Annotated in this window: 23 protein-coding genes and 2 tRNA genes; 16 read left to right on the top strand and 9 right to left on the bottom strand. The window is 62.9% G+C overall.

The window, feature by feature from the left end; translation table 11 throughout:
• Positions 1–175 precede the first annotated feature (175 nt).
• The 3 genes from KFE19_06995 to KFE19_06985 form a co-directional block, all read right to left on the bottom strand.
• Positions 176–252, bottom strand: a tRNA-Arg gene (locus KFE19_06995).
• 27 nt (positions 253–279) lie between these two features.
• A tRNA-Arg gene (locus tag KFE19_06990) sits at positions 280–345 on the bottom strand.
• A 217-nt stretch (positions 346–562) separates the two neighbouring features.
• A complete protein-coding gene (locus KFE19_06985) occupies positions 563–1,729 on the bottom strand; it encodes a phosphoglycerate dehydrogenase (GenBank protein QUO39236.1) in 1,167 nt (388 codons plus the stop codon).
• A 337-nt stretch (positions 1,730–2,066) separates the two neighbouring features.
• Between KFE19_06985 and typA the strand changes: the two genes are divergently transcribed.
• The 5 genes from typA to KFE19_06960 all read left to right on the top strand — a co-directional run bounded on the left by typA (position 2,067) and on the right by KFE19_06960 (position 10,112).
• Positions 2,067–3,890: a translational GTPase TypA gene (gene typA / locus KFE19_06980; GenBank protein ID QUO39235.1), complete on the top strand. Its 1,824-nt coding sequence runs from the start codon at positions 2,067–2,069 to the stop codon at positions 3,888–3,890.
• Between the two features lie 147 nt (positions 3,891–4,037).
• Entirely contained in the window at positions 4,038–5,030 is a 993-nt protein-coding gene (locus tag KFE19_06975; protein ID QUO39234.1) for a hypothetical protein, read from the top strand.
• A gap of 125 nt (positions 5,031–5,155) precedes the next feature.
• Positions 5,156–5,518, top strand: a complete 363-nt coding sequence (locus tag KFE19_06970; protein QUO39233.1) for a BlaI/MecI/CopY family transcriptional regulator — start codon at positions 5,156–5,158, stop codon at positions 5,516–5,518.
• Between the two features lie 2 nt (positions 5,519–5,520).
• The gene (locus tag KFE19_06965) at positions 5,521–8,862 is read left to right on the top strand and encodes a hypothetical protein (GenBank protein ID QUO39232.1); all 3,342 of its coding nucleotides are present in this window, start codon (positions 5,521–5,523) and stop codon (positions 8,860–8,862) included.
• Positions 8,863–8,942: 80 nt separating this feature from the next.
• Complete coding sequence (locus KFE19_06960) at positions 8,943–10,112, top strand: PatB family C-S lyase (GenBank protein QUO39231.1); 1,170 nt, start codon at positions 8,943–8,945, stop codon at positions 10,110–10,112.
• 64 nt (positions 10,113–10,176) lie between these two features.
• Here KFE19_06960 and KFE19_06955 read toward each other — a convergent pair whose 3' ends face one another.
• The 4 genes from KFE19_06955 to mgtE form a co-directional block, all read right to left on the bottom strand.
• Positions 10,177–10,545, bottom strand: a complete 369-nt coding sequence (locus KFE19_06955; GenBank protein QUO39230.1) for a TSUP family transporter — start codon at positions 10,543–10,545, stop codon at positions 10,177–10,179.
• Positions 10,542–10,925, bottom strand: coding sequence for a sulfite exporter TauE/SafE family protein (locus KFE19_06950; GenBank protein QUO39547.1), 384 nt, complete (start codon positions 10,923–10,925; stop codon positions 10,542–10,544). Before KFE19_06950 ends, KFE19_06955 begins: the two co-directional genes overlap by 4 nt.
• A 114-nt stretch (positions 10,926–11,039) precedes the next feature.
• Positions 11,040–11,222, bottom strand: a complete 183-nt coding sequence (locus KFE19_06945) for a DUF1540 domain-containing protein (protein ID QUO39229.1) — start codon at positions 11,220–11,222, stop codon at positions 11,040–11,042.
• Between the two features lie 183 nt (positions 11,223–11,405).
• Positions 11,406–12,785, bottom strand: a complete 1,380-nt coding sequence (gene mgtE / locus KFE19_06940) for a magnesium transporter (protein ID QUO39228.1) — start codon at positions 12,783–12,785, stop codon at positions 11,406–11,408.
• Between the two features lie 460 nt (positions 12,786–13,245).
• Here mgtE and radC point away from each other — a divergent pair, with 460 nt between their 5' ends.
• From radC to ybaK, 7 genes are all read left to right on the top strand, one after another.
• Positions 13,246–13,920: a DNA repair protein RadC gene (gene radC, locus KFE19_06935; GenBank protein QUO39227.1), complete on the top strand. Its 675-nt coding sequence runs from the start codon at positions 13,246–13,248 to the stop codon at positions 13,918–13,920.
• Positions 13,921–14,268: 348 nt separating this feature from the next.
• Positions 14,269–16,239 carry an excinuclease ABC subunit UvrB gene (uvrB, locus tag KFE19_06930; GenBank protein ID QUO39226.1) on the top strand — a complete coding sequence of 657 codons (1,971 nt, stop codon included), beginning with the start codon at positions 14,269–14,271 and terminating at the stop codon, positions 16,237–16,239.
• Between the two features lie 132 nt (positions 16,240–16,371).
• Positions 16,372–16,473, top strand: a complete 102-nt coding sequence (locus KFE19_06925) for a UvrB/UvrC motif-containing protein (protein ID QUO39225.1) — start codon at positions 16,372–16,374, stop codon at positions 16,471–16,473.
• 72 nt (positions 16,474–16,545) lie between these two features.
• Positions 16,546–16,923 carry a hypothetical protein gene (locus tag KFE19_06920; GenBank protein QUO39224.1) on the top strand — a complete coding sequence of 126 codons (378 nt, stop codon included), beginning with the start codon at positions 16,546–16,548 and terminating at the stop codon, positions 16,921–16,923.
• 544 nt (positions 16,924–17,467) lie between these two features.
• Positions 17,468–17,881 carry an EamA family transporter gene (locus KFE19_06915; GenBank protein QUO39223.1) on the top strand — a complete coding sequence of 138 codons (414 nt, stop codon included), beginning with the start codon at positions 17,468–17,470 and terminating at the stop codon, positions 17,879–17,881.
• 27 nt (positions 17,882–17,908) lie between these two features.
• Positions 17,909–18,808 (top strand): EamA family transporter, encoded by a 900-nt coding sequence (locus KFE19_06910; GenBank protein ID QUO39222.1) that lies wholly within the window; start codon positions 17,909–17,911, stop codon positions 18,806–18,808.
• Positions 18,809–18,815: 7 nt separating this feature from the next.
• A complete protein-coding gene (gene ybaK, locus KFE19_06905; protein ID QUO39221.1) occupies positions 18,816–19,322 on the top strand; it encodes a Cys-tRNA(Pro) deacylase in 507 nt (168 codons plus the stop codon).
• Here ybaK and KFE19_06900 read toward each other — a convergent pair.
• Positions 19,269–19,526 carry a hypothetical protein gene (locus KFE19_06900; protein QUO39220.1) on the bottom strand — a complete coding sequence of 86 codons (258 nt, stop codon included), beginning with the start codon at positions 19,524–19,526 and terminating at the stop codon, positions 19,269–19,271. The genes ybaK and KFE19_06900 overlap by 54 nt on opposite strands.
• A gap of 85 nt (positions 19,527–19,611) precedes the next feature.
• Here KFE19_06900 and KFE19_06895 point away from each other — a divergent pair, with 85 nt between their 5' ends.
• Both KFE19_06895 and uvrA read left to right on the top strand, forming a co-directional pair.
• Entirely contained in the window at positions 19,612–19,830 is a 219-nt protein-coding gene (locus KFE19_06895) for a helix-turn-helix transcriptional regulator (protein ID QUO39219.1), read from the top strand.
• A gap of 793 nt (positions 19,831–20,623) precedes the next feature.
• Positions 20,624–23,449 (top strand): excinuclease ABC subunit UvrA, encoded by a 2,826-nt coding sequence (uvrA, locus tag KFE19_06890; GenBank protein QUO39218.1) that lies wholly within the window; start codon positions 20,624–20,626, stop codon positions 23,447–23,449.
• Between the two features lie 9 nt (positions 23,450–23,458).
• Here the strand turns inward: uvrA and KFE19_06885 are convergent, their stop codons facing one another.
• On the bottom strand, positions 23,459–23,779 hold the full coding sequence (locus tag KFE19_06885) for a multidrug efflux SMR transporter (protein QUO39546.1): 321 nt from the start codon (positions 23,777–23,779) through the stop codon (positions 23,459–23,461).
• Between the two features lie 191 nt (positions 23,780–23,970).
• On the opposite strand from KFE19_06885, the gene era reads away from it, so the two are divergent.
• A complete protein-coding gene (era, locus tag KFE19_06880; GenBank protein QUO39217.1) occupies positions 23,971–24,870 on the top strand; it encodes a GTPase Era in 900 nt (299 codons plus the stop codon).
• A gap of 524 nt (positions 24,871–25,394) precedes the next feature.
• Positions 25,395–25,562 carry a hypothetical protein gene (locus tag KFE19_06875; protein QUO39216.1) on the top strand — a complete coding sequence of 56 codons (168 nt, stop codon included), beginning with the start codon at positions 25,395–25,397 and terminating at the stop codon, positions 25,560–25,562.
• The last annotated feature ends 220 nt before the right edge of the window (positions 25,563–25,782 follow it).

Here is a 25,782-nt window from a genome sequence, read left to right as displayed (position 1 = left end):
CCAATTAGCAAAGATGGGATTTTTCTTAGCAGGAACGTGGAAATCGTTCGTTTCTTCTTAGCAGGATATACATTGCAGCGCATAAAATTCTCCCGGTCCCAAACGAGCAAGAGACCGGGAGAAGCAAAATAAAAAACGCTGCAAACCAGCGAAAAATGGCTTGCAGCGGTGTTTTTGGCGTCCCAGACACGACTCGAACGTGCGACCCCGGGCTTAGGAGGCTCGTGCTCTATCCAACTGAGCTACTGGGACATATATCAAAAATATTCAATTTTCCTCCGCCCACGGACTCGAACGAACTGCCGCTTAGGAGGCGGACCCTCTATCCCGGTGAGGTACGGGGGCATATACAGAAAATATTCAATTTTGCAGGGCTCTGGGGTTCGAACGGATCGATTGTTAGGAGGCGATCGCTCTATCCTGCTGAGCTATCGGGGCATGAAATTGAAGTTTATTGTACCCGCTTTTCCCGTCTCTGTCAATGAGGGAGCCGGCAGGAGGCCTTGCAGACGAAAAGAAGAGGCTCCTTTCTTGTTGGAAAGGAGCCTCTCGTGCGGCACATTCACGCGATGAACCGGACCCGGATGACGTTTTCCAGGTTTTTTACATCCTGGATTACGGCCCCGTCAATCTGAGAACCCAGGTCTACGATGGTATAGGCGTAGTCGCCCCGGGACTTGTTGCTCATGTTCTCCACGTTCACCCCGTCCCGGGACAGCAGGGCGGTGATGTTGGCCAGCATGGCCGGCACGTTCCGGTGCAGGATGCACAGCCGGCAAACGCCGCTGCGCTCCTGGCTGACGGCAGGCATGTTGACGCTGTTGCGGATATTGCCGTTTTCCAGATAGTCCTTCAGCTCATCCACCGCCATGACGGCACAGTTCTGCTCGCTCTCCGGCGTGGAGGCGCCCAGGTGGGGCATGGCGATGACGTGGGGCGCGCCCACCAGACGGTTGTTGGGGAAGTCGGTGATATAGGCCGCCACCCAGCCGGTGTCCAGGGCGGCGAGCATGGCGTCGTCGTCCACGATCTCGCCCCGGGCCAGGTTGATGAAACGGACGCCCCGCTTCATGGCGGCGATGGCCTTGGCGTCGATCATATGCTCGGTCTTGGCGGTGTAGTGGATGTGGACGGTGATATAGTCGGAGCGCTTGTAGAGCTCGTTGATATCCTTGACCACCCGGATGTGCCGGTCCAGCCGCAGAGCGGCATCCACGGACAGGAAGGGGTCGTAGCCGTAGACATCCATGCCCATGGACAGGGCAATGTTTGCCACCAGCGAGCCGATGGCGCCCAGGCCGATGACGCCCAGGGTCTTTTTATAGAGCTCCGGCCCCACGAAGGCGGCCTTGCCCTTTTCCACCACGGTGGTCACGTCCACACCGGTATCCACCTGCTTACGGACCCAGTCGATGGCGCCGGGCACGTCCCGGGAGCCCATCAGCATGGCGCACAGCACCAGCTCCTTCACGGCGTTGGCGTTGGCGCCGGGGGTGTTGAACACCACGATGCCCTGCTCGGAGCAGCGGTCCAGAGGAATGTTGTTGACGCCGGCGCCGGCCCGGGCGATGGCCAGCAGGTTGGCGGGGAAGTCGTAGTCCAAGAGTTTGGCCGAGCGGACCAGAATGCCGTCCTCCTGCGTCTCGGCGTCGGAGACGGTGTAGTGCTCCGGCTCCAGCCGGTTCAGGCCCACGGGGGAGATCTTGTTGAATGTCTTGATACGGTACATGGCGAAAAATGCCTCCTGGGGTGGTCCCAGCGGACCACGGTTACTTGCGGGGAACGTGCGGCGCTGGCGCCGCTTCCACCGCAGCAACTTTATTATAGTGTCGCCGGAAAGGATGGGTCAATGGAGGGGAAACCAAAAAACACCGGACGGGGCAGGGGGTTCTTTGTGGAAAAAGGTAATACTTTTTCGGGACGGAGCGCACTGACGGAAAAGTTGGGAAAAAATTTAAAAAAATGTGAGATATTATATTGAAAAGTCAAAAAAAGCGGACTATAATATTTAGCCGTATGTGAAAAACAGGCGCGCCCCCGGGGCCTGCCGTTAAGGAGACGAATATATGAAGAATGAACATTTGAGAAACGTCGCCATCATCGCCCACGTTGACCACGGCAAGACCACGCTGGTGGACGAGATGCTCAAGCAGGGCGGCGTCTACCGGGAGAACCAGGAAGTGGTGGACCGGGTCATGGACTCCGGCGACCTGGAGCGGGAGCGGGGCATCACCATCCTGGCCAAGAACACCGCCATCCGCTACAAGGACGTGAAGATCAACGTGGTGGACACCCCGGGCCACGCCGACTTCGGCGGCGAGGTGGAGCGCATTTTGAAGATGGTCAACGGCGTCATTCTGCTGGTGGACGCCGCCGAGGGTCCCATGCCCCAGACCCGCTTCGTCCTCTCCAAGGCCCTGGAGCTGGGCCACCGGGTGATCGTGGTGGTCAACAAGATCGACCGGCCCGACCAGCGCATCCACGAGGTGGTGGACGAGGTGCTGGAGCTGCTGATGGATCTGGACGCCACGCCCGAGCAGCTGGACAGCCCCATGCTGTTCTGCTCCGGCCGCAACGGCACCGCCTCTTACTCTCCCGAGACCGTGGGCACCGACCTCACGCCCCTCTTTGAGACCATTCTGGAGTATATCCCCGCCCCCGAGGCGGATGTGGACCAGCCCTTCCAGATGCTGGTCAGCTCTATCGACTACAACGACTTCGTGGGCCGTATCGCCATCGGCCGCATCGAGCGGGGCACCCTGAAGCAGAACCAGGAGATCGCCGTGTGCAACTACCACGACCCCGAGGCCGTGCTGCGCAAGGCCAAGGCCACGGCCATCTATGAGTTCGAGGGCCTGGCCCGGAACGCCGTCACCGAGTCCACCGCCGGCAACATCATCGCCATGAGCGGCATCGGCGACATCACCATCGGCGACACCATCTGCGACCCCTCCGCCGTGGAGGCGCTGCCCTTCGTGAAGATCTCCGCTCCCACCCTGGAGATGACCTTCTCCGTCAACGACTCTCCCTTCGCAGGTAAGGAGGGCAAGTTCGTCACCTCCCGCCAGCTGCGGGACCGGCTGTACCGGGAGACGCTGAAGGACGTGTCCTTAAAGGTCAGCGACACCGACAAGGAGACCGCCTTCAACGTGGCCGGCCGGGGCGAGATGAGCCTCTCCATCCTGATCGAGACCATGCGCCGGGAGGGCTACGAGTTCCAGGTCTCTCCCGCCCGCGTGCTGTACCAGGAGATCGACGGGGTCAAGTGCGAGCCCATCGAGCGGCTGGTGGTGGACGTGCCCGGCGACTGCGTGGGCGCCGTCATCGAGAAGCTGGGCAGCCGCAAGGCGGACCTGGTGGAGATGACCCCCGTGGGCGAGCGGATGAAGATCGAGTTCCTGATTCCCGCCCGGGGCCTGTTCGGCTACCGTAGCGACTTCATGACCGACACCAAGGGCGAGGGCATCATGGCCTCCGTGTTCGACAGCTACGCCCCCTACAAGGGCGACATCTCCCGCCGGGGCACCGGCTCCATGATCTCCTTCGAGACCGGCGAGTCCATCACCTACGGCCTGTACAACGCCCAGGAGCGGGGCACGCTGTTCATCGGTGCCGGTGTGCCGGTCTACGGCGGCATGATCATCGGCGTCAGCCCCCGCAGCGAGGACATCACCGTCAACATCTGCAAGAAGAAGCAGCTGACCAACATGCGGGCCTCCGGCTCCGACGAGGCGCTGCGCCTGGTGCCTCCCCGTCAGCTGAGCCTGGAGCAGTGCCTGGAGTTCCTGGCCGACGACGAGCTGCTGGAGGTCACCCCCAAGAGCCTGCGGATGCGCAAGTCCATCCTGGATCACGAAAAGCGGATGAAGGCCCTTCACGGGAAAAAGTAAACATTCGTACCGAAAGCCCCCGCCTGGACCAGGCGGGGGCTTTTTTATAAAATTTTCCTTCTTCAGCGGGAACTTTTCCCGGCCTGTGGCCGTCTGTACGGGCAAAGGGAGCAAAGGCTCCACCCCAAACGGGAAAGGATGATCGATATGATGAAACGATTTTTAAGAGGTCTGTCCCTGCTGCTGTGCATGGCGCTGCTGACTGTGCCCGCGTTGGCGGCAGAGACGGAGAAAGACCCTGCGGCGGACCGCCTGGGTCCTGTGATGGTCTGGGGCACGCTGTCTCACCTGGAGGACGGCGGCCTGCTGGTGGAAAACAGCAGTGACGGACTCAGTGAGGTGGTCCTCCACGGAGAGGACATCATCTGCCTGGATGCCGTCACCGGCGAAAGCGTGGATATTGACAGCCTGAAGGACGGCGATCTCATCTATGCCTGGGTGGGACCGGCTATGACCTTGAGCCTGCCGCCCCAGGCCACGGCGCTGCTGATCCTCACCAATATCCCCGCCGATTACGCGGTGCCTCAGTTCTATGAGATCGTATCCGTGACGCCCCAGGCTGTGCCCGCTATTGAGCCCCCTCCGGCCCTGACCTGGACCGAGGTCACTGCCGCCGGCGGCAAGGTGCTGAAGATCACCGACAAGGCCGAGCTGACCCCCTACCGCACCAAGAACATCGTCCGCCTGGAGGACCTGATCCCCGGGACCCGGATCCTGGTCTGGTCCGACAGCAAGGGCGAGGCTACCAAAGTCCTGGTGTTCCCCTACCAGTACAAGGGCTATGTGAACTGCTTTGAGGACGGCACCGTGACCCTGAACGGCGCCGCCCTGGCCCAGAAGGCCAAGGTCACGTCTGAGGGCGAGACGCTGCTGCCGGTCCGGGCGGTGGCCGAGGCCCTGGGCATGAACGTCCGCTGGGATGCGGCCAAGGGCGCTGTGGTGACGTACAGTGAGGAACTGGCCCCCGAGAACTGGGCCTCCGAGGCGCTGCTGTCCGCCGTGCCCGGCGGCGCCGTGTACGGCTATGAGGCTGACGGCACCTCCTTCGAGGCGGGCGGCACCTGCGTCATTGAAAACGGCGTCACCTATCTGTCCGAGACCGTTCTGCTGAATCTGCTGGATCTGTATCTGGCTGTGTGATTTGATTTCGTCGTCCCCATTGCCGGGCCGCCCGTAAGGCGGCCCGGTTTTTCTTGACAAGAGAGGTCTATTGTTATAGACTAAAGACAAGAGGTCGATAAAAATAGACCAAGGGAGGGCGGACCATGGAGCGGTATCATCTCAGCGACAGTGAGTACCGGTTTTTGCAGGTGGTGTGGGCGGCGGAGCCGGTGGGCTCCGGACGGCTGGTGGAGCTGTGCCGGGAGCAGCTGGGCTGGAAGAAGTCCACCACGTATACGGTTTTGAAGAAGCTGTGCGAAAAGGGGATCCTCCGAAATGAGAACAGCACTGTCGCGGCGGCGGTGCCCCGGGCGGCCGTGGACCACCATGCGGCGGAGGGGTTCGTGGACAAGACCTTCGGCGGGTCCCTGCCGGGGTTTCTCACCGCCTTTATGGGCGGGCGGAAGCTGACGGAGGGGGAGGCGGAGGACCTCAAGCGCCTCATCGATCAGTATAAGGAGGGGTGAGCATGGAACTGCTGACAGCGGTATTTTCCAGGCTCCTTTCCATGGCCCTGACGGCCCTGCCGGTGATAGTCGCGGTGCTGCTGGTGCGTCTGGCTCTTCAGCGGGCGCCTCGGAAGTACAGCTACGCGTTGTGGCTGGCGGTGGGGTTCCGGCTGGCGTGCCCCGTCAGCACCGAGGACTTGTGGAGCATTTTTGAGCTGCCGGGGCTGTATGAGCTGGCGGAGACCACCGGCGCCGTGGGCACCGGGATGGTGGACGAGCTGCCCCGGGTGGCGGCAGCCCTGGCCCCGGCGGCGCCGTCTGTCACCGCCCCCGCCGTATCGGGCGGCGCCGTGAGCGTCCCCTCTGTTCCGGTGGAGGAGGCGGCACAGGCGATCCCTCTTCTTTCGGACTCCGGTGCCATTTCCTGGAGCCGGCTGCTGCTTCAGATCGGGGCGGTGGTGTGGCTGCTGGGGGTGATCGCCCTGCTGGCGGTGGGCGTCCTCAGCCTGGTGCGCCTGCGGCGCCGCCTGGCGGGGGCCGTCTGGTGCGGCGGCGAGGTGTGGGAGAGCGAGGCAGTGCCCACGCCCTTCGTTCTGGGCTTTTTCCGGCCCCGGATCTACCTGCCGCCGGGCCTGACCGGCACGGAGCGGACCTGCGTTCTGGTCCACGAGCGCCATCACATCCGCCGCGGCGATCCCTGGTGGAAGCTGCTGGGGTGGTGCATTCTGGCGGCATACTGGTGGGACCCGGCGGTGTGGCTTTGCTGGGTGCTGTTCTGCCGGGACATGGAGATGAGCTGCGACGAGGCGGTGCTCTCCGCCCTGGGAGACCAGACGAAAACCGGGTACAGCGAGGCGCTGGTGTCCTTCGCCCTGACCCGGCGGGTGCCGGCGGCCCTGGCCTTTGGGGAGCACGACGCCGCCCGGCGGGTCAGACACGTGCTGAACTGGAAGAAGGAGACGCCCCGCATCGGCTTTCTGGCCTTTGCGGCGGTATTCCTGGCGGTCACGGCCTGCATCAGCAATCCCGCCCCGCGGCCGGACAGCGGCTTTGTCCGGGGCACGGAGGGAACGGACGGAGTCTGGTCCCTGGAGTATCAGTTCCCCGAGGACACCCGCTCCTTCGTCTTTTACCGGGAGGTCTACCGCTATGGGGAACTGGAGGACCGCTCCTGCATGGTCATGGACGGCATGGCGGAAAACGAGGAGGGCGTCACAAAGCGGGAGGGCGCCTTCCCCCTGGAGATCTTCCGGGAGGACGGCAAGACCGGCGTGCGCTTTTCCTCCGGCTCCTTCCCCACGCTGATGCCGGAGGCGGACGGCTGTGAACTGGTGTCCTGGACCTATATCCGGGAGCAGACGGAGCTGTGGCTGGGAGACAGCGCCGCCATCGCGGCAGTGCTTTACAGCGACGCCGAGACGGGCATTCCCGCCATGTCCTGTGACGCTCTGAATCAAGGGGACCCGGCGGAGCTGCTGGCCGCCTGTCCCGTGGCGGTGGTGCTGCGGCTGGCGGTATCCCGACAGATGGCGGACACGCTGGCGGAGCGGATCGAGACCGGCGTCATCGGCCTGCCCGCCGTGCTGTACGGACTGCGGATGGACCGGGCGCTGGAGGGAGACCTGCCCACCCTGCCTTTGCAGGAGACCCTGGACCAGGACCTCTCCGGTGTTCGGGCCATCCTGGAGGCGTTGGGGGTGCCGGACCTGGAGAACTGCACCTTGGAGCTGGGGATCCATCCCCTCTATGAGGACGCGGGAACGCTGCGGGTATTCTGCGAGAGCCCGGCGGACCTGGAGGCGTATCAGAACGCCATGATCACCGCCTCCAAGGTGGTGCCGGCCCTGGTGGGAGACGTGGACCAGGTGATGTACGGCTATGGGCGGGACGGCGGCCGGAACTGGCAGACGCTTTACACCAAGGACGGCTCATACAGTCTGGACAAGTTCGCCCGGGAATTGGGCTGGCGGGATATCCATACCCTGGGGCAGACCCTGGCGGGCCTCCAGGCGCTGGTGGACGACTTGTGGGAGGATCTCCCTGCCGTCACCGCCGCGGACGCCCTGGCCCAGCGGCTGTGGGCGTTGCGGGACGGCTCTGAAATGGAGCTGGAGAAGATTTTGCTGGACCAGGGAATTCCCGGTGTGGATGGTCAGCCCTCCTGGGTCCCGGCGGGGAGCCGTACCATCGCCCGAACGGATGCCCAGACCCTCTCTTTCCGCTTTGACGACCCGGAGGCGGATACCCAGGCGGTCGGGCGGGCCATGGAAAAGAAGGCGGTGGTGCTGCTGGCGCTGCGGGAGGAACTGACGAAGGTGATCTGGGAGTGGACGCCGGAGGGCTCGGACGCCCCGGCTGCCACCGGGGAATTGACGGCGGCGAAAGCCGACGAACTGCTGGCTGCGGCAGGCATGACGGACGGCGTCAAGGCCATGGGGGCCTCTCCTGCCGCCTTGACGCAGTTGCTGGAGTGGCTGGAGAACTGGACGGCGTTCCAGCCCTTGACTGCCGGGGAGCTGTACGACATGGCCCGGACGCTGACGCCGGAGGCCATGGCGGCGGAGGTGGTGTGCCGGGGCCCCTGGGCGGATCCCTATCTGGAGGGGGCCTTCACCGTATCATGGGAGGGAGACGGGCTGCTTCTGCAATTTACAACGGAGGACGCCTGGGATCGGGCTGTCTCCGTGAACCGCCTGGCCAGCGACGGTCTGCTGCTTCTGGCGCTGTATCCCCAGCTCCGGGAGGTCCGGGCCTGGTCGCCGGACGGACGCAGTTACACCTGGGTGACGTCGGAGACCGCCGAGCGGAGCCTGCCGGAGGGAATGACCATCGGGGACTGCGGCGCCTCGCCGGAGGCCTTCGCCGCTCTGGTGGAACTGCTGGCGGCCAATGCGCCCGCCTCCACCCGGGAGGAGCCCTTCACGGACATTCTGGGCTACGACGGCGTGCTGGTGACGGTGACCACCCTGTACGGATGGAGCCAGCGGACCTATTACGCTGTGTCCGATGGCGGCAGCCGGACCGCCGTCGCGGCCAGCTTCGGCTATGGAGAGCCGGAGGACTATACCGTGGACCTGGACGGGGACGGGGCAGAGGAGCTGGTGTGCAACGTCACCTTCGGCGCCGACGGCGGCAGGGAAGTCTATGTGTACCAGCGCCGGGACGGCGGGGTATATCTGGGGACCTGCCGTTTTGAGGAACTGCCGGACTTTGTCCCCGGCGGAGGGCTGAACAATTGGGCGGAATACGACTTGGACGCCGGCTGCTTCCGGCTGCACTACCGGACCAGCGGGGCGGAGGAATTCGCGGAGGTGGAAGTGCGGGGCCTGGAGGGGCTGAGCTTTGAAAAATTCTCCCTCTGAGATGGCGAAGCCTTGACAAACGGAGCCGCAGCCCCCATGATGGAGACAGCAGATGACCATCGTGGAAAGGAGTTCACCCCATGAAGTACGATTTCGACCAGATCATCGACCGCTCCCGGAACCACTCTGCCAAGTACGACGAGCGGGTGAAGAAATTCGGCACCGACGACGTGATCCCGCTGTGGATCGCGGATATGGATTTCAGAACGGCCCAGCCCGTCATCGACGCTCTGGAGGCCCGGGCCCGGGAGGGCATCTGGGGCTACACCGCCCGGCCGGAGAGCTACTTTGCCGCCATCCGGGCGTGGCAGAAGCGCCGCAACGGCTGGGACATCGACCCCGCCCTCATGAGCTTCTCCCTGGGCGTGGTCCAGACCCTCAGCGCCTGCGTGAAGCTGTTCACCCCCCAGGGCGGCAGCGTGCTGATCCAGACCCCGGTGTACTCCGAGTTCTACGACATGACCGAGGCCTGGAACCGCACCGTGGTGGAGAACCCCCTGGTGGAAAAGGACGGGAAGTGGACCGTGGACTGGGCGGACTTTGAGGAGAAGCTGAAGATCTCCGACCTCTTTCTCCTGTGCTCTCCCCACAACCCCGTTGGCATCGTGTGGACCGAGGAGGAGCTGCGGCGGATGATGGAGCTGTGCCTGAAGTACCACGTGCCCGTGGTCTCCGACGAGATCCACTCCGACCTGATCTTCCACGGCAAGAAGCACATCCCCACGGCGTCTCTCTCCCCGGAGATCGCCGCCAACGTCATCACCGGCATCTCCGGCACCAAGACCTTCAACCTGGCGGGCCTCCAGGCCAGCACCGCCGTGTTCCCGGATGCCCACAAGAAGGCGGTGTTCGACAAGTTTTGGATGAACATGGACATCCACCGCAACAACGCCTTCTCCCTGACCGCCATGGAGGCGGCCTTTACCGGCGGCGAGGAGTGGCTGGAGCAGCTGCTGCCCTACCTCTCCGACAACTTCGACTTCGTGGTGGACTACTGCGAAAAACATATCCCCAAGATCAAGACCTTCGCCCCGGACGCCACGTATCTCATGTGGCTGGACTGCCGGGCCCTGGGCCTTACCAATCAGCAGCTCCACGACTTCATGATCCAAAAGGCCAAGCTGGGCCTTAACGACGGCTGCTCCTTCGGGCGGCAGCTGGAGGGGTTCATGCGCCTCAACGCCGCCTGCCCCCGGGCTACGCTGCAGCGAGCCATGGAGCAGCTGGAGGCGGCCGTCAACAGCCTGTGACGGCGCAGAAAAACGCAGAAAGACCGTGCCCGAAAGGGCACGGCCTTTTTTCACGCAGAGCGGCTCAATGCTCCCGCTTTTTCGGCCATAGCAGGCTGACGCCGGAGAGCAGCAGATAGATCCCGAAGGGCTTTCGCAGCGCAGCGGGGTCTGCCGCCGAGGACAGCCAGGCTCCGGCCGCCGCCGCGGCCACTGCCCAGGGGATGGCGGCCCGGAGGGAGGGCCTGTCCAGGCAGCCGCTGCGGGCGTGGCACACCAGGGCACTGGCGGCGGTGGGCAGAAAGAACAGCAGATTGATGCCCTGGGCTGTCCGCTGATCCACGTCCAGCAGCAGCGTCATCACCAGCAGCAGCAGCGTCCCGCCGCCCACGCCCCAGGCGGAGAGGATCCCGGCCCCCAGTCCGCAGGCCAGGGCCAGCAGCCACGCTGTCACAGCAGATACCTCACGCCGCCGTAGAAGAGAAAGGCGGCGAAGAGCCACTTCAAAACCGCGGTAGGCACCTTGCCGTACAGCCGCCCGCCGATCCAGCCGCCGATCAGGCCGCCCAGCAGGTAGGGCAGGGCCGCTTCCAGATCCAGCTGCCCCCGCAGCAGGTACACCGCCGCCGACACCAGGCACACAGGGAAGATCACTCCCACGCAGGTGGCGTACAGCTGCCGCTGGGTCAGGCCGCCCCACCGGGCCAGGATGGGCAGCAGCACCATGCCGCCGCCTCCGCCGAACAGCCCGTTGGCAAGGCCCGCCGCGGCTCCGCCCAGCCGGGCGGGCCATGGATGGGTTTTCGTGAGACCGCCTCCCCTCCGCTGTGGTATGTAAGGCCGGACCTTGGGAGGCCAAAGGGTCTCCCAAAGCCCGGCGGGATGAGAGGGTTCCTGTCTGTCCCGGTCACGGCGCCGCGAGGCGCCCGCTTCCGGTGGAGCGGGGCCTTATTTCATCTGGAAGCTCTGGCAGTCGGTGCACTCCATCTTGGTGGGGTTGGCCTCGTGGGTGCCGACGCTGATGCTGGTCAGGCCGCAGTAGTCCTGGTTCTGGCAGTGATGGGCGCAATTGCTGACCGTGCACTTGATGCTCTGGTTGGGGGTGCAGGCGCCGTTGGTGCAATCCTTCATATACGTGATCCTCCTGCGTGATAAATCTTTTGGCTTTCGCCGCAGGTAGTGTGTGCCGCGGACCGGAAATTATGCGCTGCCAAACAGACGCAAGCCGGCGCCGGCGGTCTTTGGAACAAGCGGGAGTGCTGAGAGCCATGAAAAAAGGCCGCCTGAACAGGCGGCCTTGATCGTTTCAAAAATTCAGATCCCCAGAAGCGCCGTGGCAAACTGGAAATAGATCAGCAGAGAGATGGAGTCCACGATGGTGGAGATGAAGGGGGAGGCCATGACCGCCGGGTCAAAGCCCGCCTTTTCCGCCAGCAGCGGCAGGGAGCAGCCCACCAGCTTGGCGCACAGCACCGTACCCACCAGCGTGCAGCACACCACCAGGGCTACCGGCGCCGTCACCTCCGGATTGTTCATGAGCCAGCGGTCCACCACCATCATCTTCACGAAGTTGGCTGCCGCCAGGCAGGCGCCGCAGCACAGGGATACCCGGAATTCCTTCCACAGCACCCGCAGCAGGTCGGAGAAGCGGACCTCGCCCAGAGACAGGGCACGGATTACGGCGGTGGAGGCCTGGGTGCCGCTGTTGCCGCCGGTGCCGGAGAGCATGGGGATGAAGGCGGTGAGGATGGCGCAGGCGGAGAGGGAGGACTCGAAGTGGGTGAGGATGATGCCGGTGAAGGTGGCCGAGAGCATCAATATCAGCAGCCAGGGTGTGCGGGCCTTCCAGGTCTCCAGCACGCCGGTTTTCAGATACGGCTTGTCGGAGGGGAGGATGGCGGCCATCAGCTCGATGTCCTCCGTGACCTCCTCCTGCAGGACGTCCATGGCGTCGTCAACGGTGACAATGCCCACCAGGCGGTTCTCCGTGTCCACCACCGGCAGGGCCAGGAAGTTGTACTTGCTCAGAGAGCGGGCGGTGGTCTCCTGGTCGTCCAGGGTCTGGACGGAGATGATGTTGGTCTCCATGATATCGCCGATGACGTCGTCCTCGTCGGCCAGCAATAGCGTCCGGATGGACAGCAGGCCGGTCAGGTGGCGGCGCTCGTCGGTGACGTAGCAGATGTTGATGGTCTCCTTGTCAAGACCCGTGCGGCGGATGCGCTTGAAGGCGTCCTCCACCGTCATGGTGGCCTTCAGGTCCACGAACTCCGTGGTCATGATGCTGCCGGTGGAGTCCTCCGGATACTTGAGGATCTCGTTGATGCTCTTGCGCATCTCCGGGTCCGAGTGCCGCAGGATGCGCTTGACCACACCCGCCGGCATCTCCTCCACGATGTCCACGGTATCGTCCAGATACAGCTCGTCCAGCACTTCCTTCAGCTCCGTGTTGGAAAAGCCCTGGATCAGCATTTCCTGCTGGTCGCTGTCCAGCTCCACGAACACCTCCGCCGCCTGCTCCTTGGGCAGCAGGCGGAAGGCCAGGGGCAGCGCGTGTTCCTCCAGCTCGGCAAAGAGCTGGGCGACATCCGCCGCCTCCAGCGGCAGCAGCAGGTCCCGCAGGTCGGCGTATCGTTTTCGGGCTACGTAGTCCTCGATTTTTTCCAGCAGCTCCGTCCGTTCATCCTCAAACATCCCGCGGGACCTCCTCTCTGATCGGCGATCATTTTTTGCCCGGAAAAACAAAAAGCCCCACAGCCGTCCGACCGGTACGGCTGAGGGGGAGATCCCTCTCCAAAAACGGAAATCCGCCCTGGCGGGTTTTCGTCGCCGTTCAAGCTTTAGCCTCACAAGGCGGTGAAATCGCGTTAGATGATACCTTCGTGTTCGATATCGCCTGTTCAAACCATCTCATGATGTCTCCATCACTCCGCGGCAGCGATCCATATCCCTGTGGTAGCCTTACCTACCGGACCCTATGCAGTTTTTCCGCAATCTACTGTTTATATTATGACAATTTGTGGGCGCTGTCAAGGCGGGGCGGGGATTTGAAGGGAATTTTACATCCCGGATTCCCCTTGTGGGAGAACGGGGGCTGTGGTATAATGATACGATTCCAAGGTTTCCGCCGCGGGCGGGGAGAGGAGGGCACTTGATGGGCATTCACGACGGCCACCGGGAGAAGATGCGCCGGCGGTTCCTGCAGGGCGGACTGGACGCCTTTGCGGACCACGAGGCCCTGGAGTTGCTGCTGTACTATGCCATCCCCCGCCGGGACACCAACCCCATCGCCCACGCCCTGATGGACCGGTACGGGTCCCTCTCCGCCGTGCTGTCCGCTCCGGTAGAGGATCTTCAGAAGGTGGATGGCATCGGAGAGAGCGCTGCCATTTTGCTGCGTCTGGCGCCGCTGCTGGCCCGGAAGGCCCGTCTGGCGGAGAGCGAAAAGGAGACCATCCTCAACTCCTCGGAGCGGGCGGGACGATACCTGCTGGAGCGGTTTGCCGGGGAGACCCATGAGGTCATCTACCAGCTGTGCCTGGACCGCAAGGGAAAGCTGCTGGCCTGCAAGCGGCTGGCCGAGGGCGGTGTGGCCGGCGCAGATCTGAACATCCGGCAGCTGGTGTCCAACGCCCTGCTGACCTCCGCCAGCGCCGTGATCCTCTCCCACAACCACCCCAGCGGCGTGGCCTTGCCCTCGCCGGAGGACTATGCCACCACGGACCGGGCCAAAGAGGCCCTGGCTACCATCGGCGTGGAACTGGCAGACCACATCATTGTGGCCGACGGGGACTTTGTGTCCATGGCGGACAGCGGCTACCTGGGATAAACAGGGGGACAGGGGGTTTCTGCCGTGTTTGACGAAGAAGAAAATCGAACAAATGTTGCGATTTTTCGGCGGCTGTGATAGGATGGCCGTGACGGAAAACCGGATGGATTTGTGGAGATACTGCTGTTACGCCGAAATTTGAAGCAGCCTCTGAATACGAGCCCTCCGGCGAGCCCCATAAAGGCTCCGCCTCTGCGGGGACCCCTTAACAGGAAATGACCGGGCAGGCGGGGCCCGGTCCAAGGTTTTGCCACAGGCAAGACACTTGTACGCCGCCGGTGCGGCGGGGCCCCCAAGAGGCCCGGCTGGCCGCCGATCGAGACTGGAACATACAGCGGAGAGGAAACTATGCCGAAATTTGAAGTGGTCTCTGAATACAAGCCCTCCGGTGACCAGCCGGAGGCCATCGCCGCCCTGGCGGCGGGGATCGAGAACGGATTGAAGGAGCAGGTGCTGCTGGGCGTCACCGGCTCCGGCAAGACCTTCACCATGGCCAAGGTCATCGAAAAGGTCCAGCGGCCCACTCTGGTCCTGGCCCACAACAAGACCCTGGCGGCCCAGCTGTGCGCCGAGTTCAAGGAGTTCTTTCCCAACAACGCCGTGGAGTACTTCGTCTCCTACTACGACTACTATCAGCCGGAGGCGTATATCCCCCACACCGACACCTATATCGCCAAGGACGCCTCCACCAATGACGAGATCGACCGGCTGCGGCTCAGTGCTACCTGCGCGCTGCTGGAGCGGCGGGACGTGATCGTGGTGTCCTCCGTGTCCTGCATCTACGGCCTGGGCGAACCGGACGACTTCGCCAAGCTGGTGGTGTCCCTCCGGGTGGGAGCCCAGTGGGACCGGGACGAGCTGCTGCGGCAGCTGGTGGAGATCCGCTACGAGCGCAACGACATCGCCTTTGAGCGGAACATGTTCCGGGTCCGGGGGGACACGGTGGAGCTGTACCCGGCCTACTACCGGGACCACGCCATCCGGGTGGAGTTCTTCGGGGACGAGATCGACCGCATCAGTGACTTCAACCCCCTCACCGGCACGGTCAACCGTGTGCTGAACCATATCGCCATCTACCCCGCCAGCCACTATGTCACCACCAAGGAGAAGATGGACAAGGCCATCGGCCAGATCCGCACGGAGCTGGAGGACCAGGTGAAGGTGTTCACCGACAATGGGCAGCTGGTGGAGGCCCAGCGGATCCGTCAGCGGACGGAGTACGACATGGAGATGATGGCGGAGCTGGGCTACTGCTCCGGCATCGAGAACTACTCCCGCATCATCTCCGACCGGCCCGCAGGATCCGCCCCCATGACGCTGCTGGACTTCTTCCCGGATGATTTTATCCTGTTTGTGGACGAGAGCCACGTGACGCTGCCCCAGGTCCGGGCCATGTACAACGGCGATCACGCCCGGAAGGACTCCCTGGTAAAGTACGGCTTCCGGCTGCCCTGCGCCTACGACAACCGGCCGCTGAAATTCGAGGAGTTCGAGGAGCGGATCGGCCAGGCGGTGTTCGTCTCGGCCACGCCCGGCCCCTACGAGCGGGAGCGGGCGGACCAGGTGGTGGAGCAGGTGATCCGGCCCACGGGACTGCTGGATCCCAGGGTGGAGGTCCGGCCCGTGGAGGGGCAGATCGACGATCTCATGGACGAGATCCGCGCCCGCGCTGCCAAAAACGAGCGGGTCCTGGTGACCACCCTCACCAAGAAGATGGCGGAGGACCTGACGGAGTATCTGAAAAATGCCGGCATCCGGGTGCGGTACATGCACTCCGATGTTCAGACCATCGAGCGCATGGAGATCATCCGGGACCTGCGCCTGGGCGAGTTCGATGTGCTGGTGGGCATCAACCTCCTGCGGGAGGGCCTGGACCTGCCGGAGGTGAGCCTGGTGGCCATTCTGGACGCCGACAAGGAGGGCTTCCTCCGGTCCGAGACCAGCCTGATCCAGACCATCGGCCGGGCGGCCCGGAATGCCGAGGGCCTGGTCATCCTCTACGCCGACGAGATCACCCCCTCCATGCGGGCCGCCATGGACGAGACGGAGCGCCGCCGGAAGATCCAGGACGAGTTCAACCGGGCTCACGGCATCGTGCCCAAGACCATTGTCAAGGACGTGCGGGAAATCCTGGAGATCTCCAAGACCGCCGAGGAAGAGCCCGGCAAGGGCCGCCGCAAGCGCAAGCTCTCCGACCAGGAGCGGGCGGCGGAGATCGCCAAGCTGGAAAAGGAAATGAAGGAAGCGTCCAAAATGTTGGAGTTCGAGTATGCGGCAGTGCTGCGTGACCGGATCATTGAATTGAGAGGGCAGCGGTAGCTTCCTTCATTTTCGGGGCCCCGCACTGCGGGGCGCGCCTGAGGCGCGTCAAGCGCTTTGCCCGAGAGGGCAAAGCCTTGAAATCGGCCGGATTCACTCCGGACGATTTGAGTGAAATCAAAGGGTTCCCGCATGGCGGAGCCATGTGGGACAATGAAGGAAGCGTCCAAAATGTTGGAGTTCGAGTATGCGGCAGTGCTGCGTGACCGGATCATCGAGCTGAGAGGGCAGTAACACTTTGTGCTCCATATATTCAGGTATTCATGCAGAAAATCGTCTGCCTTGCTTGATTTGGAGGTGGATTGTATGATGAGAGAGCCCGAAGTAAAAGCATTGCTGGAGCAAGCTTTTGAAGCGCTGTTTCCAGGCTTTCTGATGTCCTTGTCTCGTAAACAATATGCAAAGCTCCAGATCGAGCGGGAGCAGTATACGGCGCGGGATACCTGCGGCTATGATGAGGCGCTGCTTATGCTGAGCGGCTGTGGCACTGTTATAACAAATGTGTCCAATCAGCGGATTGTGCTGTTCATAGAGAGCGGCGCTGCCCAAAGAAATCCCGCTGTGGCAGAATTGGAGTTTTTTGACCATTCCATCACAATTACCACATGGGCGAAGGAAGGGCTGATAGACCAAAAGACGGCGCACAGAGCCTTGCAGGGCATTCGGGTGTTGCTGGGCCATTGAGGATTTGGGGCCTGTGTACTGCACAGGCACTTATCAGTGCACCGGCGGGCCGGAGTGGCTGTGGGGCCCCCGTGGGGATCCGCCCCCCATTCTCTTTTTGACAGCGCCAAAAAGAGAACGGGCCGCGGCCGGTCCAAGAGAAAAAGCGCCGGGTGCCGGACTTTGCACCGCAGGCGCAAGGTCCGGCAAATACGAGAGTCGAGCGAATCGGTCCGACAGATGTTGGAAGCCCCGTCGACCCTGCGCCGTCCCCCGGTGGTCGAAATACCCCGGAGCCGCACAGACCGTGCGGCGGATGACCGGGGCGCAAGACCGCATTTGTCTCTGCTCCTGTCTCCGCGCGTTACGCGCTGCCCCAGCGGACGATGCGGGCTTTCTGGCTGGGGTTGTAGGGGCGAATTCAATATCCGCCCGCTGCCTCGGTAACCATCGCGCCCCGCCGTCAGCGGGCACTGTGGGCTTTTCCGGTGGGGGCCGGGCCTTTCGGCCAAACAAAAAAACGGCCCTCGGGCCGCGAAAAATTTCATCTTTGGGAGATGACGGTATGTGGTTCCTGTTTGCCCTGCTGTCGGCGGTGTTCGCTGCCCTCACGTCCATTCTGGCAAAGATCGGCATTGAGAACGTGGACTCCAATCTGGCCACGGCCATCCGCACCACCGTGGTGCTGGTGCTGGCCTGGGGCATCGTGCTGCTGACGGGAAAAATCGGAGGGCTGGCCGACATCGGCCGGCGCAGCTGGGTGTTTCTGACCCTCTCCGGCGCGGCCACGGGCCTTTCCTGGCTGTGCTACTACCACGCCCTCCAGATCGGCCAGGCCAGCCGTGTGGTGCCGGTGGACAAGTTCAGCGTGGTGATCTCCCTGGTACTGGCCTTTCTGGTGCTCCATGAGCAGCCGGACCTCAAGACCGTCCTGGGCGGCGTGCTGATCACCGCCGGGACCTTCGTGATGATCTTGTAAGCAACGGGCGGACGGCCGCCTGAATCCATGCAAAGCGAGCGTTTTACGGTGAGAGAGAACAAAAAGAGCGCCGCCGGGGCCTGCGCCTGCATCCTGGCGGCAGCGGCCCTGTGGGGCATCATCGGCGTGTGGAACCGCCGCCTGATGGCCGGAGGACTGTCCCCGGCCTCCATCGTGGTGGTGCGGAACTTCGGCGGCATGGCGCTGCTGTCGGCGGTGTTCGCCCTGCGGGACCGATCCGTGTTCCGCGTGAAGCGGGCCCATCTCAAGTACTTCTTCGGCACCGGCGTAGTGAGCGTGGTGCTGTTCACCCTGTGCTACTTCACCTGCCAGAAGCTCTGCTCCCTGGCGGTGGCCTCCATTCTGCTGTACACGGCGCCGTCGTTCGTGGTGGTGCTGTCGGCCATCCTGTGGAAGGAGCCGGTCACGAAGCGGAAACTGGCGGCCCTGGGGTTGACGCTGGTGGGCTGTGCCTTGGTCTGCGGCGTCTTTGCCGGGGACCTGACGGTGACGGTGCCGGGGATTTTGCTGGGCCTGGGAGCGGGCTTTTTCTATGCCCTGTACAGCGTGTTCGGCCGGTACGCCCTGGCCCACTACGATTCCATGACCGTGACGGTGTGGACGTTTTTGTTCGCGGGCCCTGCGTCGCTGGTGCTGCTGCGGCCGGCGGAGATCGCGGCGGCCTTTTCCATCCGTCCGCCCCTGTGGCTGACGGCGGCGGGGCTGGTGGCCTTCTCTACCGTAGCCCCCTACATCCTGTACACCCGGGGGCTCAGCCAGGTGGAGGCGGGCAGGGCCAGTATCATGGCAAGCCTGGAGCCGGTGGTGGCGTCCCTGGCCGGGGTGCTGGTGTTCCGGGAGCCCATGAGCGCCCTCACCGCCGGCGGCATCGTGTGCGTGCTGGCGGGCGTGTATATTCTGAGGTGAGAGAACGATGGCAAAGAAAAAAGAGGAAAAGACCAACGTCATGCGGATCCTGGATCAGAAGAAGATCCCCTACACCGCGCGGTTTTATGACGACAGCGAGGGGCCTGAGGGCACCCGGGAGTACGGCGTCCACGTGGCGGCGGCCCTGGGCCAGGACCCGGCCCGGGGCTTCAAGACCCTGGTGGCCCGGGGCGCCTCCAAGGGCATCTATGTATTTGAGGTGCCCGTGGCGGAAAACCTGGATCTGAAGAAGGCCGCCCGGGCGGTGGGGGAGAAGTCCATCGAGCTGCTGCACGTGGCGGAGATCAACGCCGTCACCGGCTACATCCGGGGCGGATGCAGCCCCGTGGGCATGAAGAAGCAGTACCCCACGGTGTTCCATGAGACGGTGCTGGACTATGACACCATCTATATCTCCGCCGGAAAGATCGGCGCGCAGGTGGAGCTGGCGCCCCGGGCCTTACTGGACCTGCTGGGAGCGGACACGGCGGACCTGATCGTGGAGCAGGGATAATCCCAGGTGCAGCCTCAGGGCGAAGGCATCGGCGGACCAGCGGAGGTAGCGGTCGAAGAAGGCGTCCTCCAGTTTCAAGCGGGCTTTCTGGTCCGGGGCACACTGCTCCAGCAGGGCGGTGATGGCATCCTCGTCGTAGTTGTCCGCCTCCTTGAGAACGGAGCAGCCGTAGGTATCAAACAGCGCTTCATAGATGGGGTTCATAAAATACCCTCCCCAATAACGACTTTATATGTCGTTCTACGCTCTTATTATACGACGCGAAAAGTCGTATGTCAAGGAGAATATTATGGACACATTACAGATAATGGGACAACGCTTGCGAGAGCTGCGGACCGAGCGAAAATTGCCCCAGAGGGAACTTGCGGGAGTTTTGAATGTTACCCTGCGGCATTACCAGAGGGTGGAACATGGAGAGATCAATCTTCCTGTATTGACATTGTGCGCCCTGGCGGATTACTATGGCGTGACGACGGATTATCTGCTGGGCCGCAGCGAGACCCGGTAGGAGCCAGACTCAGCGCCGCGCCCGTAGGGGCGGATTCAATATCCGCCCGTTCCTGCCCCGTCAGGCGCTCGCATGGGATTGCCCTTTCCTCGTCGGGCCGGGTTAGCTACGGGCTCCCCGCAGGGGATCCGCCCCCCATTCTCTTTTGTCTTGACAAAAGAGAATGCGCCGCGGCCGGTGTAAGAGAAAACCGCCGGGCGGCAAAACGCTCCGTTCGGAGCTTATTTGCCGAAGTACGATGGTCGTGCGAATCGGTGCGGCGGGGATCGGCGGCCCCGTCGTCCCTGCGTCTTACCACGGCACTTGAAGAACCCGGTTCCCGCATAACGACTGCGGTGGGCGAACGGGGTGGTTATCGCATTTGCCTCTGCTTCTATCCCCGCGCCTTCCGCTGTGCTAGGCGCTGCCCCGGCACCGCACCGCACTTCCGGCAGCGCGTAGCAAAGCGGAACGCGCGGGAATAGAAATACGCCGATTCAGGGTTCCACCCCGTCCCTCCGCCGCACGGTCTATGCGGCTCCAGGGTATTTTGACAACCGGGGTAGGGCGCAGGGACGACGGGGCCGCCGATCCCCGCCGGTCCGATTCGCTCGCCCCCCGTACTCACGAACAGGCGGGACGCCTGTTCGTCCAAGCGTGTTTTCTTTTGGACCGTGCACGGCCCGTTTTCTTTTCGACAAGACGAAAAGAAAATGGGGGGTGCAGTCCCCCGGGAATCTCCCGGCCTTCGGAAAAAGAATTACTCGCCGCCATTGCGCGGCATTTGAACGAAATAAAAGGAGAACCATCCCCCATGCAGGACAAGATCATCGTCAAAGGCGCCCGCGCCAACAACCTGAAAAATATCGACGTCACCATCCCCCGGGACAAGCTGGTGGTGATGACGGGCCTCAGCGGCTCCGGCAAGTCCTCCCTGGCCTTCGACACCATCTACGCCGAGGGACAGCGGCGGTACGTGGAGTCTTTAAGCTCCTACGCCCGGATGTTCCTGGGGCAGATGGACAAGCCGGACGTGGACTATATCGAGGGCCTCTCTCCGGCCATCTCCATCGACCAAAAGACCACCAGCAAGAACCCCCGCTCCACTGTGGGCACGGTGACGGAGATCTACGACTACCTGCGCCTGCTCTGGGCCCGGGTGGGTACGCCCCACTGCCCCAAGTGCGGCAAGGTCATCCGCCAGCAGACCATCGACCAGATCATTGACCAGGTCCTGGCTCTGCCCGAGGGCACCCGCATCCAGGTCATGGCTCCGGTGATCCGGGGCAAGAAGGGCGAGCACGCCAAGGTGTTCGAGGACGCCAAGCGCTCCGGCTACGTCCGGGTCCGGGCCGACGGGAACCTCTACGAGCTGGACGAGGAGATCAAGCTGGAGAAGAATAAGAAGCACAACATCGAGGTCATCGTGGACCGGCTCATCATCCGGCCCGACATCCAGCAGCGGCTGACCGACAGCGTGGAGACCGCCTCCAACCTCTCCGGGGGGCTGGTGATCGTGAACCTGCTGCGGGAGGAGCAGGACCTGATGTTCTCCCAGAACTACGCCTGCGAGGACTGCGGCATCTCCATCGAGGAGCTGACCCCCCGGATGTTCTCCTTCAACAACCCCTTCGGCGCCTGCCCCACCTGCACGGGTCTGGGCAGCCAGCTGAAGGTGGACCCGGCCCTGATCGTGCCGGACGGGTCATTGTCTATCCTGGAGGGGGCCATCCAGGCCAGCGGCTGGAACAATATCCGGGGCGACGGCATCTCCCGGATGTACTTTGAGGCGTTGTCCAAAAAGTATCACTTCTCCCTGACGGAGCCCTGGGACACCCTGCCGGAGGAGATCCGTGAGATCATCTTCTACGGCACCGGCGGGGAGAAGCTGGAACTCCACTACGACCAACCCCGGGGCAAGGGTGTGCTGTACCAGCCCTTCGAAGGCATCTGCAACAACATCGAGCGCCGCTGGCGGGAGACCCAGTCCGACGCCAGCAAACGGGAGCTGGAGGAGCTGATGGCGGAGTGCCCCTGCCCCACCTGCAAGGGCAAGCGGCTGAAAAAGGAGTCCCTGGCCGTCACCGTGGGCGACAAGGACATCGATGCTTTGACCCGCCTGTCCGTGGTGGACGAGCTCCAATGGGTAGATCGGCTGGAGCTGACGGAGCAGCAGCACCTGATCGCCGACCGGATCCTCAAGGAGATCCGGTCCCGGCTGGGCTTTCTCCAGTCCGTGGGCCTGGGATACCTGACCCTGAGCCGCAGCGCCGGGACCCTCTCCGGCGGCGAGAGCCAGCGGATCCGTCTGGCTACCCAGATCGGCTCCAGTCTCATGGGGGTCCTCTATATCTTGGACGAGCCCTCCATCGGCCTCCACCAGCGGGACAACGACAAGCTGCTCTCTACGCTCCGGAATCTCCGGGACCTGGGCAACACACTGCTGGTGGTGGAGCACGACGAGGACACCATGCGCGCCGCCGATTACCTCATCGACATCGGTCCCGGCGCCGGCATCCACGGCGGCGAGGTGGTCTCCGCCGGTACGCCGGAGGAGGTCATGGCCGATCCCAACAGCTTGACCGGCCAGTATCTCTCCGGCAAGAAAAAAATCCCGGTTCCCTCTGTGCGCCGTAAGGGCAGCGGAAAGTTCCTGAAGGTCGTGGGCGCGGCGGAGAACAACCTGCGGCACATCGACGTCACCTTCCCATTAGGAACCTTTACCGTGGTCACCGGTGTCTCCGGCAGCGGAAAGTCGTCCCTTGTCAACGAGATCCTCTTCAAGCGGCTGGGGGCGGAGCTGATGCGGATGAAGGTCCACCCCGGCAAGTGCGACCGGATCGAGGGGATCGAGTATCTGGACAAGGTGGTCAACATCGACCAGAGCCCCATCGGCCGGACGCCCCGGTCCAACCCGGCCACCTATACGGGGCTTTTCAACGACATCCGGGATCTGTTCGCCGCCACCCAGGAGGCCAAGAGCCGGGGCTACGGGCCCGGCCGGTTCTCCTTCAACGTCCGGGGCGGCCGGTGCGAGGCCTGCTCCGGCGACGGTATGCTGAAGATCGAGATGCACTTCCTGCCGGATATCTTCGTGCCCTGCGAGGTGTGCAAGGGAAAGCGGTATAACCGGGAGACCCTGGAGGTCCACTACAAGGGCAAGAACATCGCCGACGTGCTGGACATGACCGTGGACGAGGGAGTGGAGTTCTTCTCCGCCCTGCCGAAGCTGCGCAACAAGCTCCAGACCCTCCAGGATGTGGGATTGGGGTACGTGAAGCTGGGCCAGCCCTCCACGGAGCTCTCCGGCGGCGAGGCCCAGCGGGTGAAGCTGGCCACGGAGCTGAGCAAGATCGCCACGGGAAAGACCATCTATATCCTGGACGAGCCCACCACCGGCCTCCACAGCGACGACGTGCGCAAGCTCCTGGAGGTGCTCCAGCGGCTGGTGGAGGGCGGCAATACCGTGGTGGTCATCGAGCACAACCTGGATGTCATCAAGTGCGCTGACCATCTCATCGACCTGGGGCCCGAGGGCGGCGACGGCGGCGGCACCATCGTCGTCACCGGCACGCCGGAGGAAGTGGCCGCCTGCGAGAAGAGCTATACGGGCCAGTATCTCAAACGGATGCTGGGGTAAGGCGGGGTGTCAATGGGTTGAGGTGATTTTCAGACCGATAATACCCACCAGCAAAAGTGCTGCGAAGAGCAGCCGAAGGGCGGTGACCGGTTCTTTAAAAAGAATGATCCCCACTGCTACGGCGCCCACAGCTCCGATTCCCGTCCAGATACCATAGGCTGTGCCCAGAGGGAGTACCTTGGTGGCTTGGGCGAGAAAGAAGAAGCTGAGGGTCATACCTGCTACAGCTATTACGCTGTACAGAGGGCGGGTAAATCCCTCTGAGAGTTTCAGAAAGGTGGACCAAAAGACCTCCAACCCGCCTGCAATCAACAAATTGATCCATGCCATGACCACTGTACCTCCAAAATAAAAAATAGCGCTTGTTTTCACACCTGCGATGGCCTGACGGTGTGAAAGCAAACGCTTCTGTTCCACTCGGCAGCGGAACAGCGCACCCAATATAGCCGATTTGAGCGGTGTTGTCAAGCCGTCTCTTCTCAAAAAATAATGCTCAAATGAAAGAAAGCTGAGGATCACCTATGTCTGAAATCAAAAATGTCGCCATGATCACCGTCTGCGGACGGCCCAATGTGGGCAAGTCCAGCCTGACCAACGCCCTGGTGGGGGAGAAGGTCGCTATCGTCTCCAACAAGGCCCAGACCACCCGCAACCGTATTTACGGCGTGGTGGAGCGGGGGGACACTCAGTTCATCCTGCTGGACACCCCGGGCCTCCACAAGCCCCGTCACGCCCTGGGAGAGTATATGGTGAAGGTGGTCACCTCCAGCCTCTCCGACGTGGACTGCGCCCTTTTGCTGGTGGAACCCATCGCCCATGTAGGCGCCCCGGAGCAGGCCCTGATTGACCGCATCCGGGAAGAACAGCTCCCCTGCATCCTGTGCATCAACAAGATCGACACCGTGGAGCCGGCGGAGCTGCTGCCGGTGATCGCCGCCTACAACGAGGTTTGGGACGGCTTCGATGCCATCCTGCCCATCTCCGCCCACACCGGCGCGGGGCTGGAGGAGCTGATGGGCGAGCTGCGCAAGTACGGCCAGGAGAGCCCCCGGCTGTTCCCGGAGGGCCAGACCTCCGACCAGCCGGAGCGGCAGATGATGGGTGAGATCCTGCGGGAGAAGCTGCTGCTGTGCCTGGACAAGGAGATCCCCCACGGCACCGCCGTGGAGATCACCAAATTCTCCGAGCGGGACAGCGGCGTGGTGGACGTGGACGCGGTGATCTACTGCGAGAAGGCCAGCCACAAGGGCATCATCATCGGCAAGCAGGGGGCCATGCTGAAAAAGATCAGCTCCCTGGCCCGCCGGGACATGGAGAAGTTCATGGGTACGAAGGTGTTTCTGGAGACCTGGGTGAAGGTCAAGGAAAACTGGCGGGACAACATGAATTATGTGAGGGGCTTTGGCTACCGGGACGAATAAGACGGAAGGAAAGCAGTATCCGCCGCCCGCCGGTTTTCCGCAGCGGGGCAGCGCCCCGCCGCCGCGGAAGCGGCGTCAAGCGGTCCGCGGAGCGGACCCTTGAAATCGGCGGAATTCACTTCCGACGATTTGAGTGAAATCGCGGGGCCCCCGCCGGATGGGACATCCGGGGGGGCAAACTGGCGGGACAATATGAATTACGTGAGAGGCTTCGGCTACCGGGACGAATAAGGCGGAAGGAAAGTAGTATCCGCCGCCCGCCGGTTTTCTGCCCGCCTCTGGCGGGCCGCCGCAGATGCAGCGTCAAGCGGTCCGCGGAGCGGACCCTTGAAATCGGCGGAATTCATTTCCGGCGATTTGAGAGCAATCGCGGGGTCCCCGCTGGAGGGGACATCCGGTGGGGCAAACTGGCGGGACAATATGAATTACGTGAGAGGCTTCGGCTACCGGGACGAATAAGGCGGGAGGGGAAGAAGAACTCCCGCCCGCCGGTTTACCAGCCGGACAGACAGGAGGCGTTTTTGATGGAAGAGAGAACCACCATCGTGAAAAAAACGGTAAAAACAGGAATCACGTTTGGCAGCGCCCTGGCCATGGTAATCAGCTATACCACGTGGCAGTCCGTGGGCTGGGCCATCGTACACGGCCTGCTGAGCTGGTTCTACGTGATCTATTTTGTGTTGCTGTACTGATCTCTGCCTGTCATTTCCACCTATAACCTTCGACAAATTCCGCAGACTATCCCTGTAAAAGGAGGTCTGCCGTATGAGATCGGATTCTGAAATCTATTGGGAGATGTTCTGCCTGACCGGGGAGCCCCTGGCCTATATGCTGTACCGTTCGGCGGAGGGAGAGCGCCCTCTGCCCTGACGCCCGGGGCGGCGTTTGCCGCCCCCATGCCGGAAGGAGGGA

Origin of the sequence: Dysosmobacter sp. Marseille-Q4140, from assembly GCA_018228705.1 — a bacterium.
Taxonomy (GTDB): Bacteria; Bacillota; Clostridia; order Oscillospirales; family Oscillospiraceae; genus Oscillibacter.
This window is presented reverse-complemented; position numbering and strand designations above follow the sequence as displayed.

Coding starts and splice junctions, on each gene's coding strand:
- KFE19_06975 (QUO39234.1), top strand. CDS start 4,038: ATGATGAAACGATTTTTAAGAGGTCTGTCCCTGCTGCTGTGCATGGCG.
- KFE19_06920 (QUO39224.1), top strand. CDS start 16,546: ATGATGAGAGAGCCCGAAGTAAAAGCATTGCTGGAGCAAGCTTTTGAA.
- KFE19_06915 (QUO39223.1), top strand. CDS start 17,468: ATGTGGTTCCTGTTTGCCCTGCTGTCGGCGGTGTTCGCTGCCCTCACG.
- era (QUO39217.1), top strand. CDS start 23,971: ATGTCTGAAATCAAAAATGTCGCCATGATCACCGTCTGCGGACGGCCC.
- radC (QUO39227.1), top strand. CDS start 13,246: ATGGGCATTCACGACGGCCACCGGGAGAAGATGCGCCGGCGGTTCCTG.
- KFE19_06900 (QUO39220.1), bottom strand. CDS start 19,526: ATGAACCCCATCTATGAAGCGCTGTTTGATACCTACGGCTGCTCCGTT.
- KFE19_06895 (QUO39219.1), top strand. CDS start 19,612: ATGGACACATTACAGATAATGGGACAACGCTTGCGAGAGCTGCGGACC.
- uvrA (QUO39218.1), top strand. CDS start 20,624: ATGCAGGACAAGATCATCGTCAAAGGCGCCCGCGCCAACAACCTGAAA.
- KFE19_06965 (QUO39232.1), top strand. CDS start 5,521: ATGGAACTGCTGACAGCGGTATTTTCCAGGCTCCTTTCCATGGCCCTG.
- KFE19_06910 (QUO39222.1), top strand. CDS start 17,909: ATGCAAAGCGAGCGTTTTACGGTGAGAGAGAACAAAAAGAGCGCCGCC.
- ybaK (QUO39221.1), top strand. CDS start 18,816: ATGGCAAAGAAAAAAGAGGAAAAGACCAACGTCATGCGGATCCTGGAT.
- KFE19_06970 (QUO39233.1), top strand. CDS start 5,156: ATGGAGCGGTATCATCTCAGCGACAGTGAGTACCGGTTTTTGCAGGTG.
- KFE19_06960 (QUO39231.1), top strand. CDS start 8,943: ATGAAGTACGATTTCGACCAGATCATCGACCGCTCCCGGAACCACTCT.
- mgtE (QUO39228.1), bottom strand. CDS start 12,785: ATGTTTGAGGATGAACGGACGGAGCTGCTGGAAAAAATCGAGGACTAC.
- KFE19_06985 (QUO39236.1), bottom strand. CDS start 1,729: ATGTACCGTATCAAGACATTCAACAAGATCTCCCCCGTGGGCCTGAAC.
- KFE19_06945 (QUO39229.1), bottom strand. CDS start 11,222: ATGAAGGATTGCACCAACGGCGCCTGCACCCCCAACCAGAGCATCAAG.
- uvrB (QUO39226.1), top strand. CDS start 14,269: ATGCCGAAATTTGAAGTGGTCTCTGAATACAAGCCCTCCGGTGACCAG.
- typA (QUO39235.1), top strand. CDS start 2,067: ATGAAGAATGAACATTTGAGAAACGTCGCCATCATCGCCCACGTTGAC.
- KFE19_06875 (QUO39216.1), top strand. CDS start 25,395: ATGGAAGAGAGAACCACCATCGTGAAAAAAACGGTAAAAACAGGAATC.
- KFE19_06925 (QUO39225.1), top strand. CDS start 16,372: ATGGCGGAGCCATGTGGGACAATGAAGGAAGCGTCCAAAATGTTGGAG.
- KFE19_06885 (QUO39546.1), bottom strand. CDS start 23,779: ATGGCATGGATCAATTTGTTGATTGCAGGCGGGTTGGAGGTCTTTTGG.